The organism is Anaerotignum sp. MSJ-24 (assembly GCF_018918145.1).
GTDB lineage: Bacteria > Bacillota > Clostridia > Lachnospirales > Anaerotignaceae > Metalachnospira.
Window position 1 is genome coordinate 291,218 of sequence record NZ_JAHLPX010000007.1, and the last position, 12,585, is coordinate 303,802.

The following is a 12,585-nucleotide window of genomic DNA, read 5'->3' on the forward strand; positions in this document are numbered from 1 at the left end:
GAGAGGAGAGAGTATGAAAACAGCATTACTTATCATGGCAGCCGGAATCGGCAGCCGATTTGGAACAGGAATCAAGCAGTTGGAGCCGATGGATGATGCTGGACATATCATCATGGATTACTCGATCCATGATGCGATTGAGGCAGGCTTCAATCATGTAGTATTTATCATCCGTAAGGATATCGAGAAGGAGTTTAAAGAGGTTATCGGTGATCGCATTGCCTCCATTTGCTCTTCTCATAATGTAACTGTGGACTATGCTTTCCAGGATATTAAAGATATCCCGGGAACTCTGCCGGAAGGTCGTACAAAACCTTGGGGAACCGGTCAGGCTGTGCTTGTAGCGAAGAAGGTCATCAAGACTCCGTTTATCGTCATCAATGCAGATGATTACTACGGCAAGGAAGGTTTCAAAGCCGTACATGAGTATCTGGTGAATGGTGGAAAGTCCTGTATGGCTGGCTTTGTGCTGAAGAATATTCTGTCCGATAATGGCGGTGTAACCCGTGGTATCTGCAAGATGGACGAACAGAACAACCTGACCGAGGTTGTGGAGACCAAGAACATTGTAAAAGTTGCCGATGGAGCAGAAGCAGATGGTGTAGTGATCGACGTTGACTCTCTGGTTTCCATGAATATGTGGGGCTTGACTCCTGATTTCCTTACTACATTAGAGAAAGGCTTCAAAGAGTTTTTCGAGAAAGAAGTACCGAGCAATCCTCAGAAAGTCGAGTATCTGATCCCAATCTTCATCGGTGAGCTGCTGGAGCAGGGCAAGATGTCTGTGAAGGTTCTGAAGACCAACGACACCTGGTACGGCATGACCTACTATGAAGATGTTGCGGCCGTAAAGGATAGCTTTAAAAAGATGCTGGAGAACGGTGTGTACAAGGCTGACCTATTCAGTGATCTCTAAACAATGATGAAAGAAACGATTGATTTATTCGGGAAGATCCTCACAAACATCCTGACTGCGCTATATGAGCCGTTTGGCTTTTCGCTTCTTCTTTCCTTTTTGGCCATGTTTTTCTATCTGTATGCGTATGAGCCTACCGCAGCAGGCAAAGGATGGAAGAGCGCCATAGTGACTTGGTATCAGAAATTTAAAGAGAGCGTGTTCTTTCGGAGGTTGTTTTTCTTAGCTTTTGTGACCTCACTTATTTTGTTCCGAACCCTGTTAAATCGTCAGCTGTGGATGAATCCTTTATCCGATGTTATGGGCGGTTGGGGCATCTGGGAGACAGTGAATGGTGAACAGCAACTGACCACCGAGTGTATCGAGAACGTAATCATGATGATGCCTTTTTCAGCAGTAGTGATGTGGACATTCGGAGAGAAGATAGGAAACAGCTGGAAAAAGATCCTGTGGCAAAGCGGTAAGATAGCATTTATCTTTTCGATAAGCATAGAGATGTTGCAATTATTGCTTCGCTTGGGTACGTTTCAATTATCAGACATCTTCTATAACACAGTCGGCGGAGTGCTAGGCGGATTGATGTATTGTGCGTTGATGAAGGCAAGAAAGCGGCTGTAAAACTGGATGAAATTGTGATATACTGGGAGCGGTAGATCCCTACGCTGCTCGGATAATCACACACCTCTTCGTGGTGAGCGGTAGGCAACGGTCTAAGAATCAGAAATTCGGTAATCGGCTGAGATGTGAAGACACAATGGTGAAAACATGATTAGATATAATGTGAAAGTAAATGATCAGATATATCAGGTGGATTTAGAGAAAGCTACAACAACGCAAGGCGCTGAAAATACAGAATCAAGTGCTGACATTTGTTTTGAGGCGATAAAGGCGGAATATGATTATTGTGTAACAAGAGCGGAGAAGATAGAAAACAAGGTTTACATTTTATTGGCTGCTTGCGCATTTGTGTTTGTCTTATTAACAACGCAGATTGAAAAAACCGGAGAATTAGGGATGCCCCAAAGTAGGTCCGAACTATTAGGAATAATTATATACGTAATATTACTTGTCGTGGCTGTTATAAGTAATGTTGGAATGCTTGTTATGACTGTTAGACTATTGAAAAGTGTGAGATTTGAAAGATTGAATTCTGGATTGCTATTAGCAGAAGGAGTGCCAGATGAAAAAGATACAACAGCAGTAAGATTTATTGGAAGGCTCTATGTTCAACACACTGTGAATAACAATGCGGTATTACCGAATATTTTTTGTTAAGCATTGGTTTTATTGTGTTATTTTCAACTCTGTATACAACAAGACGTATTGTGTTTGAGCCGATGTCTATTACACAGTACATATTTTTTTCCTCCTGATTTCTGCTTATTTATTGATTGATATAGTTTAATATTTATTATTGCATTAAATAAATTAAAACCGCTATCATGCAGAAGTTAAATAAATGTTAAATACAAATGTTAAAAATGTGCAAAAAAATAAGCCTTTCGGCTTATTTTCGTTTGTATGTTAGTCTTCGTAGCTGAATATTGCGGCTTTCATTTTTTCCAAAAGCTCGTCTTTGTCAAATTCGTCAAGATCCGTTTCAGCTGAAATCTGTTCAAACTCATCATCTGGAGCAATATAGGAAGCCTCGAAAGGACAAGCTATATCCTCATCATAAATAATTTCTCCTTCAATCGCCCATGTATCGTCTGATTTATCGATACTGATTATACAAACTTCATCAATGGGAATCATAGTTACACCTTCCTCTTTTTATTTGCTTTGTTTACTGATTTTCCGGGTTTTCCGGATTTTTTCTTTTTTCTGACCGAGTAGCCAAAAGAACCGACTGATTTGCCTAAACCGAAATATTCGCCGTGAGAATAGCATATAGGTTTGGTTTTGTCAAAATGAAATTTTCCGTTTTCATCAAAATATTTGTCATCAACCGAAACGGAAACAACCTCTGCAATGAATATGTCGTGTGTGCCGCCTGTTTCAATAATCTGCTTTACTCTGCATTCGATATTGACGGGGCTTTCTGCTATTGACGGTGCGCTTACTTCATTGCTTTTTGCGGCTGTCAGTCTGGTTTCTTTGAATTTGTCTATATCTCTTCCGCTTTTTACGCCGCAGAAATCCGTTGCCTCAGCAAGAGCCTCGGTTGTAAGATTTATGACAAATTCCTTATGTTGTTTTATTATGTCGTAGGAAAAACGCTCCGGGCGTACAGATATGTAGGTCATTGCCGGAGATGTGCAAAGAGTTCCGCACCAGGCGATTGTTATAATATTAGGCTTTTCGAGTGTTCCGCAGGATACCATGACGGCAGGAACAGGATAAAGCACTGTACCCGGCTTCCAGATTGTCTTAGACATTTTATTTCTCCCTTATATAAATATAATATTATGAATACGAAAGATATATTATACTATCCCCATAAAATTGTAAATCGGTATTTCTAACAATTTTAATAGTTGTAATAATGCAAAAAATTTAGTAACATTATTAAAGATTGATAAATCAAAAAAAGTCAAGCGGAAAGGATAATTTTTTATGAATCTGCCGGAAGAATATACGCAGCGAATGAAGGAGCTGCTTAAAGATGAATTTGATAACTATATGGCATCGTTCAATGATGAGCGTCTTTACGGAATAAGAGTTAATACATTAAAAATGTCAGTAGACGATTTTTATAATAAAAAGCTTTATGAGCTTGAACCGGTGCAGTGGTGCAAGGAAGGCTTCTATTATAACGGAGCCGATGTAAGGCCGTCCAAAAGCCCGTATTACCATGCCGGCCTGTATTACCTTCAGGAGCCTTCGGCTATGTCAACAGCGGCTGTTGCGGATATACAGCCGGGTGAGCGAGTTTTGGACGTATGTGCCGCTCCCGGAGGAAAAAGTACACAGGCAGGAGCTAAGCTTAAAGGCGAAGGAATGCTGGTTACAAATGATATAAGTACATCAAGAACAAAGGCTCTTCTCAAAAATGTCGAGCTTTTCGGCTTGACCAATGCTGTTGTGCTCAATGAATCGCCGGACAGGATTGCGGATAGATTTCCTATGTTTTTCGATAAAATAATCATTGACGCACCATGCAGCGGCGAAGGAATGTTCAGAAAAGATGCAGACGTAATAAAAGCATGGGGAAAAAATATGTCGGATTTCTGTCTTTCGGCACAGTATGAAATACTTGAGGCCTGTGCAAGAGCCGTATGTGACGGAGGATATATAATATATTCAACCTGTACATTTGATCCGGCAGAGAACGAAAATCAGATAGACGCATTCCTTACAAGACACCCTGAGTTTGAGCTTTGTGAAATACCGCCGGAGCTTGGTCTGGACAGAGGAAGAGCCGAATGGAGCAAAAGCGGAAATTCCGAGCTTAAAAAATGCGGAAGACTCTGGCCGCACAAAACTAAGGGCGAAGGACACTTTGTTGCAAAAATGCGTAAAAACGGAAACGGAGAGAGAACCGAATTTGATCCACAGCCTAAGAAAAAAATAGACGGCTTTGAATATTTTGAGGAATTTATTAAAAATAATATTAATATTGAATTTAACGGAGATTTTGATAACTTCGGAGAAAAGCTTTATCTTCTGCCGAAAGGAATGCCAAAGCTCAACGGATTAAGAATCGTCCGCAACGGTTGGTATATCGGCGATATAAAGAAAAAACGCTTTGAGCCGTCACAGGCGTTTGCAATGGGCCTTAAAAAGGAAAACGTAAGGCTCACACAGGAGCTTGATGATTACGAAACAGCGGTCAAATATCTTAAGGGTGAAACGTTGGAAACCGACCTTAAGGAGGACGGCTGGGTGCTTGTTACCTTCGACGGGCTTACGCTCGGATGGGCAAAAAGCCAGAAGGGCAGACTTAAGAATAAATATCTTCCCGGTTGGAAATGGGAGTAAGAAAAGAGGAAAAACAGAATGCCGTTTTTACCTGTAAATAAAAAAGAAATGCTTGCAAGAGGCTGGGACAAGCCGGACTTTGTATATGTTTGCGGAGATGCCTATGTGGATCATTCTTCGTTTGGTGCGGCAATAATATGCCGTATGCTTGAGCATTACGGATATAAGGTTTGTATGCTGCCACAGCCGGATTGGCACAGCACCGAGGATTTTATGAAATTCGGTGAACCGAGGCTGGCTTTTCTGGTCAGTGCCGGAAACATAGATTCTATGGTAAACCACTATACGGTTGCAAAAAAACGCCGTTCAAAGGACGTATACTCTCCCGGAGGAGAAGGAGGACACCGTCCCGACAGGGCAACGATAGTTTACTGCAACAAAATAAGAGAGGCATACGGAAAGGTGCCTATTGTAATAGGCGGAATAGAGGCAAGCTTAAGAAGGCTTTCGCATTATGATTATTGGGACAATAAGGTAAGACGTTCCATACTTTTGGATTCCGGTGCGGATTTACTGCTTTACGGAATGGGTGAGCATCAGATTATTGAGCTTGCGGAGGCTTTGGACAGCGGAATTCCAATATCGGAAATAACCTATATGAGAGGTACGGTTTACCGTACAAGGGACAAAGAAAGAATAGGAGAATGTATATGGCTTCCGTCATATGAAGAGGTCTGCAACGATAAAAATAAATACTGCGAAAGCTTTATGCACCAATATAAAAATACGGATTCGATAACAGCCAAAACGCTTGTTGAGGAATATCGTGAAGGCTATGTTGTGCAAAATCCTCCGTCAGCACCTCTGGAAACAAACGAGCTTGACGAGGTATATACATTGCCGTTTATGCGTACCTATCACCCAATGTATGAAAAATACGGAGGAATACCGGCCATTGAGGAAATTAAATTCAGTATAGCCGCAAACAGAGGTTGTTTCGGAAACTGCAACTTCTGTGCCATTGTTTTTCATCAGGGCAGAAGAGTTACGGCAAGAAGCGATGATTCGATAGTTGAAGAAGCCAAGCAGATGACGGAGGAAAAGGATTTTAAGGGCTATATACATGACGTAGGCGGTCCTACGGCAAACTTTATGCAGCCTGCCTGTGAAAAACAGAAGAAGTTCGGTGCCTGCCGTGACAGACAGTGTCTTTTTCCGGAAAAGTGTCCTAACCTTGTTGTTGACCACAAAAATTATCTTCGTGTTTTGAGAAAGCTTAGAAAGCTGCCAAAGGTCAAAAAGGTATTTATACGTTCCGGAATACGATATGATTACCTTATATACGATAAGGACGAAACATTCTTCAATGAGCTTTGCAAATATCACATAAGCGGACAGCTCAGAGTTGCACCGGAGCATGTAAGCGACAGAGTTCTCGAAAAAATGGGTAAGCCGTCGAGAGAGGTATATGACCGGTTTGTTAAACGCTTTGGTGAGATAAACAAAAAATGCGGACTTAATCAGTACTGCATACCTTATCTTATGTCGAGCCATCCCGGAAGTGATCTTCGTGCGGCAATAGAGCTTGCCGAATATCTTCGGGATATAGGACATATGCCGGAACAGGTTCAGGACTTTTATCCTACACCGGGAACATTGTCCACCTGTATGTATTATACGGAAACCGATCCGAGAACCGGGAAAAAGGTTTATGTTCCGAAAAATCCGCATGAAAAGGCAATGCAGAGAGCGCTTATGCAGTACAGACTTCCGGCAAACTATGATATTGTCAAGGAGGCACTCATAAAGGCACACAGAGAGGATTTAATAGGCTATACACCTCACTGTCTTATACGTCCGGAAAGACCTTCCGCTGTTAAAAATGTCGGTAAAGGAAAGCCGAATCAGCATGCCAATACAAGAACAAATGAGCAGAATAACAAAAAGAATGTGCAAAAGAAGAAAACAATCAGAAATGTGCATAAAAAATCAAGATAACGGACAAATGTCCGACGGTCATTGACAAAATACGTTGATTTATTTATAATCAAACTAATTTTATTTTTAAAGGGTGAACAGTATGAAAAATGTGACATATATCGGAACAAGAGACAAGAACATAAGATATAAAGCATCAGAGGCAATATTAAAGGGTATCTGCCCGGACGGCGGTCTTTTTATTCCCGAAGAAATGCCTGTAATGGAAAAGAGCATTGAAGAGCTTACTGAAATGGATTACAGAAACCTTGCTTATGAGGTTATGAGCCTTTTCTTTACCGATTTTACAGAAGACGAGCTTCGTTACTGCATTAATAACGCATATGATTCAAAATTCGATACGGACAAAATAGCTCCCGTTGTCGAAAAGGACGGAGTCTATTTCCTTGAGCTTTTCCATGGCAAAACAATCGCTTTTAAGGATATGGCACTTTCCATACTTCCTTATCTTATGAAAACATCCGCGAAGAAGAACAATATTGATAAGGAAATAGTTATTCTTACCGCAACATCGGGAGATACAGGAAAGGCCGCACTTGAAGGCTTTGCTGATGTTGAAGGAACAAGAATAATCGTGTTCTATCCCGATGGCGGCGTAAGTCCCGTACAGAGAATGCAGATGGTAACACAGAAGGGCAAAAATGTATGTGTTGCCGCAATAACAGGAAACTTTGATGATGCACAGAGTGCCGTTAAATCGATATTCACAGATGCGGAAATGATAAAAGAGCTTGATAATAAGGGCTTTATGTTCTCGTCCGCAAACTCAATCAATATAGGCAGACTTATTCCTCAGGTTGCATATTACTGGTATGCTTACTGCCAGCTTGTTAAGGACGGAAAGATAAAGGTCGGAGATAAGATTAACTTCACTGTTCCGACCGGAAACTTCGGAAACATTCTTGCCGGATATTTTGCCAAGAAAATGGGACTTCCCGTAAATAAATTCGTTTGTGCGTCAAACAGCAATAAGGTACTTTATGATTTCTTCAAAACAGGTACATATGACAAAAACCGTGAATTTATACTTACAACAAGCCCTTCAATGGATATTCTTATTTCAAGCAACCTTGAAAGACTTGTATGTATGCTTACTTCACAGGAGGAAACAGCCAAGCTTATGAAATCTCTTGCCGAAAAGGGCGAGTATTCAATGACGGCAAAGGCTGATGATATTGTCGGAGAATATGCGGACGAAGAGGAAACAGCGACAGCCATAAGAACAATGTATACAAATGCGGATTATGTTCTTGATACCCATACAGCCGTTGCATATGCTGCTTATAATAAATATATAGAAGAAAGCGGAGATACAACACCGACAGTTATTGTATCAACAGCAAGCCCTTATAAATTCGCAAAGGACGTATGCACAGCCATTGACGAAAAATATAAAGACTGCGATCCTTTCGAGCTTATGAAGGAGCTTGAAAAGATAAGCGGAGTTAAAATTCCCGCACCTGTTGTTGATATAGAAAAGAGAGAGATACTTCACAACAACCTCTGTGAACGTGAAAAAATAAAAGACTTCGTAAGAGCACAGCTTAATAAATAAGCTTACCGATACCGTTATGTATAATACATAGCGGTATTTTTCCGCAAAAAAACGGCTGTCCTATGCGTTTAGCATATTACAGCCGATTGTGTTGTTATTTTTTCTTTGCTATTTCGATATTTACTTTTTTGCCCTTTATTTTGCTGTTTTTCATTGCCGTCATAATATCCTTGACATATTCGCCGGGAACGTCAACAAATGTATAGTCGTCATAAATATCGACATGACCGATTGATTTTCCGGGAATTCCGGCTTCGCCTGCAAATGCACCGACAATATCCTTTGCACGGATTTTATTTTTCTTTCCGGCATTGATAAAAAGACGAACCATGCTGTCGCCGGCATCACCGTAAATTTCTGTTCCGCCGTAATTAATGTCGTCATCAAAATCAGATGAAATAATATCGTTGAGTGCAAGCTTGAGAAGTGCTGCGGCAATGTCGGTTGCGGCAAGCTCATCATCATTTACCATGTTTCCGACAATTTCAACATACTTGCTTAAGCCGCCTTCTTCGATAACGTCCTTAACCTGATCAAGGAAGTTATTTGTTTTGATTTCCTCAATGTCGCTGAGAGTAGGAAGCTTTTTCTGTATAATTTTTGTCTTTGTGTAACGCATTATGTCACGAAGCTTATATATCTCCTTGCCTACGCAGAAGGTGAAGGCACGGCCGCTTCTTCCGGCACGTCCTGTTCTTCCGATACGGTGAACATAATATTCATCGTCCTGAGGAACATCATAGTTGAATACAATGTCAACATCGTCAACGTCAATACCTCTTGCGGCAACGTCCGTTGCAACAAGAATTTCTATTGTGCCGTTTCTGAATTTCTGCATTACCTTGTCACGCTGAGCCTGTTTTAAGTCACCGTGAAGCGCTTCGGCGAAATATCCTCTGCCCTGAAGCTGTTCAACAACCTCGTCAACACGTTTCTTTGTATTGCAGAAAACGATTGAAAGCTTTGGGCTGTACATATCAATTATACGGCAGAGTGCGTCCGGCTTTGTTTTTTCCTTTACGTCAAAATATGATTGCTCAATATTGGGAACGGTAAGCTCTTTTCTTGTTACCTTTATATATTCGGGTTTTTTAAGGTAGCGTTTTGATAAATCGAGAATTTCGTTGCTCATTGTTGCGGAGAACATAACTGTCTGTCTTTCCTCCGGAACCTTAAGCATTATTGTTTCAATATCATCTCTGAAGCCCATGTCGAGCATTTCGTCAGCCTCGTCAAGAACTACATATTTAACAGTGCTCATTTTGAGAGTATGTCTTCTCATGTGGTCCATAACTCGTCCCGGTGTACCGATTATTACCTGAACGCCCTTTCTGAGTGCGGCTATCTGTCTGTCGATGGGCTGGCCTCCGTAAATAGGAAGAACCTTTATATTGTCCTTATATTTAAGGAACTTTCTGAATTCTTCGCTTACCTGTATGGCAAGCTCTCTCGTCGGGCAGAGAATAAGTGCCTGTAAGCTTTTGTTTTCGGGATCGAGCATTTCAAGACAGGGAAGACCAAAAGCGGCTGTTTTTCCCGTACCTGTCTGTGACTGGCCGATTATGTCTTTTCCGTCCATAATTACCGATATTGCCTGTGACTGAATGGGTGTTGCTTCTTCGAAACCCATATCTTTAACGGCTCTGACAATATCATCGGATAAATTCATTTCTTCAAATTTAAGATTTTCCATGTTATTCCTTTCAAAATAGATTATTACAAATGCAACAAATGAACCTATTATATCAGTTGAAAAAAGAATTTGCAATAAGAATATTAATAGTTTATAATTAATTAGTCTTAAATTGTCAAAATATTCATTTTCATAATAAGTTTGTACGGATTGGAGATATTTATGCAGTTTTTAAAAGCTTTAATTTTGGGACTTGTTCAGGGCTTTGGGGAGTTTCTTCCCGTCAGCAGCTCCGGCAATCTTTATTTTTTCAGCAATCTTATGAACACAAGTGCAGATACACTGTCATTTGATATTTTGGTTCATACGGCGTCACTTCTTGCAATTGTTCTTTTGTTCTATAAAGATTGGCTTCATATCATTAAAAATAAGTTTTCGCCGTTTAATAGGAATTTACTGATAAGCTGTATTCCTTCTATTATAATAACGCTTATATTCCAGAAGAAAATAGAAACTTATTTCTATGTCAGCAGAGCATTCGGTCTTTGCTTTATATTTACCGGAGCGGTTCTGTTTTATGAAACAATGTACCGTCCGGGTAAAAAAAGCCTTAAAGGAATGAACGTGAAGGATTCACTTATAATCGGTGTATTCCAGATGTTCGGAAACATTCCCGGAGTTTCAAGAGTCGGCCTTACGGTATGCGGAGGACTTCAGCAGGGCTATAACGGAAAGGCCGCCGTTAAATATGCTTATCTGCTTTCGGTTCCGGCGTTGATAGGAAGAATTGTTGCAGACCTTATTCAGATTTATTCGAGAACATCAGAACCGGTTATAACCGACGTATTCGGATTTTTCCCTATGCTTATTGCCTTTGTTGCGGCTTTTGCTGCATCGGTAGTTGCGATAAGACTTATGCAGAGATTGGCAGGAAAAGCAAAGTTCAGAGGCTTTGCATATTATCTGTTTGCACTCGGAATAATTACAATGCTGGATATGTTTGTACTTGTTAAAATCTTTTGATGATTTTTCTTGACTTTGAAAAACTATATGTTAAAATAACTTGTGTATATTGACAATAACTGTGATGGCGAAAAGTAATACGGAGGTTTTTCACAGAGAGAGGACGTATCAAACCGATGCTGTAAGCGTCCTTGCTAAAATTACCGTTATGAAGTTCACGCCGGAGTCGGTTTGCTGAAAATAGCAGTAGGCAGATCCGTCAGCTGCACGTTACGCAGACGTACCGTTTTTATTGCGGTATTGATGAGCGTCTGTCTTAAAAGACAGAAATTAGGGTGGTACCACGGATATAGTCTTCGTCCCTTTCAGGGACGGAGATTTTTTTATGCTAATGGGTAAATTCAGAAAAGTTATTTTTCTGATATAATACGGCTTTAAAAAGTCGGCCGGTTCAAATTAATATAAATTTTTAAATTTAGTGATATTACCCCAAAAATCATTTGTCAAAATGATTTTTAATAAAGTTTAGATCGAACCTTTTTAAAGGTTCGCTGGGTATGGGACAGAGTCCCGTAGCTTTTAAAATTATTTTTGTAAAATAGCTGAAAGGAGTTATATATAATGAAAGAACAGCTTAATGCAATTCGTGAAAAAGCTATGGAAAACATCAAAAATGCAGAACAAATCAAGGATGTTGACGGGCTTAAGGTAAAATTCCTCGGTAAAAAGGGTGAGCTTACAGCTATCCTTAAGGGAATGGGCAAGCTTTCACCGGAGGAAAGACCTGTTATCGGTGAGCTGGCAAACAAAATAAGAAGTGAGATTGAGCAGAAAATAGATTCTGCCAAAAAGGAGCTTGAGGCAAAAGAGCTTGAACACAGACTTGAGGCAGAGGCTATCGACGTAACAATGCCCGGAAAGAAATGTGAGTGCGGTCATAAGCACCCCATGAATATCGTTATTGACGAAATCAGCGATATATTCATCGGTATGGGCTATGAAATAGTTGAAGGTCCCGAGGTTGAGCTTGATTACTACAACTTCAAGGCTCTTAATATTCCTGAAAACCATCCTGCAAAGGACGAACAGGACACATTCTATGTAAACGGCGATATTCTTCTCCGTACACAGACATCACCCGTACAGGTAAGAACAATGGAAAGAGGAACTCTTCCCATCAGAGCCGTATGCCCCGGTACTGTTTATCGTGCAGATGAGGTAGACGCAACTCATTCACCTGTATTCCACCAGTGCGAAGGCCTTGTAGTTGATAAAGGCATTACAATGGGCGACCTTAAGGGTGCTCTTGAAGTATTTGCAAAAGAGCTTTTTGGCAAAGATATAAAGGTACGTTTCAGACCTCATCATTTCCCGTTCACAGAGCCTTCTGCCGAAATGGACGTTACATGCTTTGCCTGCGGAGGTAAGGGCTGCCGTGTATGCAAGGGCGAAGGTTATATCGAGCTTCTCGGCTGCGGTATGGTTCATCCAAAGGTTCTTAAGATGTCGGGCATTGATCCCGAGGTTTACAGCGGCTTTGCGTTCGGTATGGGACTTGAGCGTGTTGCCATGCAGCGTTACGGAATAACAGATATGCGTCTTCTTTTTGAAAATGACGTTAAGTTCCTTAAGCAGTTCTAATTTGGAAGGGAGAGTATA

General features: G+C 40.7%; 11 protein-coding genes and 1 other annotated feature. Of the genes, 8 read left to right on the forward strand and 3 right to left on the reverse strand.

Annotation, left to right across the window (positions count from 1 at the left end; all coding sequences use genetic code 11):
• Positions 1–13 precede the first annotated feature (13 nt).
• The 3 genes from KQI66_RS07615 to KQI66_RS07625 all read left to right on the forward strand — a co-directional run bounded on the left by KQI66_RS07615 (position 14) and on the right by KQI66_RS07625 (position 2,191).
• The gene (locus KQI66_RS07615) at positions 14–916 is read left to right on the forward strand and encodes a sugar phosphate nucleotidyltransferase (protein WP_216428261.1); all 903 of its coding nucleotides are present in this window, start codon (positions 14–16) and stop codon (positions 914–916) included.
• 3 nt (positions 917–919) lie between these two features.
• Positions 920–1,534 (forward strand): VanZ family protein, encoded by a 615-nt coding sequence (locus tag KQI66_RS07620; protein ID WP_330655084.1) that lies wholly within the window; start codon positions 920–922, stop codon positions 1,532–1,534.
• Between the two features lie 147 nt (positions 1,535–1,681).
• Positions 1,682–2,191, forward strand: coding sequence for a hypothetical protein (locus tag KQI66_RS07625; protein ID WP_216428262.1), 510 nt, complete (start codon positions 1,682–1,684; stop codon positions 2,189–2,191).
• A 249-nt stretch (positions 2,192–2,440) separates the two neighbouring features.
• Here the strand turns inward: KQI66_RS07625 and KQI66_RS07630 are convergent, their stop codons facing one another.
• Together KQI66_RS07630 and KQI66_RS07635 are read right to left on the reverse strand one after the other, a co-directional pair.
• Positions 2,441–2,671 carry a hypothetical protein gene (locus KQI66_RS07630; RefSeq protein ID WP_216428263.1) on the reverse strand — a complete coding sequence of 77 codons (231 nt, stop codon included), beginning with the start codon at positions 2,669–2,671 and terminating at the stop codon, positions 2,441–2,443.
• Positions 2,672–2,673: 2 nt separating this feature from the next.
• Complete coding sequence (locus tag KQI66_RS07635) at positions 2,674–3,294, reverse strand: flavin reductase family protein (protein ID WP_216428264.1); 621 nt, start codon at positions 3,292–3,294, stop codon at positions 2,674–2,676.
• A 178-nt stretch (positions 3,295–3,472) separates the two neighbouring features.
• Here KQI66_RS07635 and KQI66_RS07640 point away from each other — a divergent pair, with 178 nt between their 5' ends.
• The 3 genes from KQI66_RS07640 (at position 3,473) to thrC (ending at position 8,330) form a co-directional block, all read left to right on the forward strand.
• Complete coding sequence (locus KQI66_RS07640; RefSeq protein WP_216428265.1) at positions 3,473–4,837, forward strand: RsmF rRNA methyltransferase first C-terminal domain-containing protein; 1,365 nt, start codon at positions 3,473–3,475, stop codon at positions 4,835–4,837.
• An 18-nt stretch (positions 4,838–4,855) separates the two neighbouring features.
• Positions 4,856–6,775, forward strand: coding sequence for a YgiQ family radical SAM protein (locus tag KQI66_RS07645; RefSeq protein ID WP_216428266.1), 1,920 nt, complete (start codon positions 4,856–4,858; stop codon positions 6,773–6,775).
• Between the two features lie 82 nt (positions 6,776–6,857).
• Positions 6,858–8,330 (forward strand): threonine synthase, encoded by a 1,473-nt coding sequence (thrC, locus tag KQI66_RS07650; RefSeq protein WP_216428267.1) that lies wholly within the window; start codon positions 6,858–6,860, stop codon positions 8,328–8,330.
• Positions 8,331–8,424: 94 nt separating this feature from the next.
• On the opposite strand, the gene KQI66_RS07655 is transcribed toward thrC, so the two are convergent.
• Positions 8,425–10,023, reverse strand: coding sequence for a DEAD/DEAH box helicase (locus KQI66_RS07655; RefSeq protein ID WP_216428268.1), 1,599 nt, complete (start codon positions 10,021–10,023; stop codon positions 8,425–8,427).
• Positions 10,024–10,185: 162 nt separating this feature from the next.
• Here KQI66_RS07655 and KQI66_RS07660 point away from each other — a divergent pair, with 162 nt between their 5' ends.
• Both KQI66_RS07660 and pheS read left to right on the forward strand, forming a co-directional pair.
• On the forward strand, positions 10,186–10,986 hold the full coding sequence (locus KQI66_RS07660) for an undecaprenyl-diphosphate phosphatase (RefSeq protein WP_216428269.1): 801 nt from the start codon (positions 10,186–10,188) through the stop codon (positions 10,984–10,986).
• Between the two features lie 52 nt (positions 10,987–11,038).
• Positions 11,039–11,293 (forward strand) — a binding site (T-box leader).
• Positions 11,294–11,547: 254 nt separating this feature from the next.
• Complete coding sequence (gene pheS, locus KQI66_RS07665) at positions 11,548–12,567, forward strand: phenylalanine--tRNA ligase subunit alpha (RefSeq protein WP_216428270.1); 1,020 nt, start codon at positions 11,548–11,550, stop codon at positions 12,565–12,567.
• The last annotated feature ends 18 nt before the right edge of the window (positions 12,568–12,585 follow it).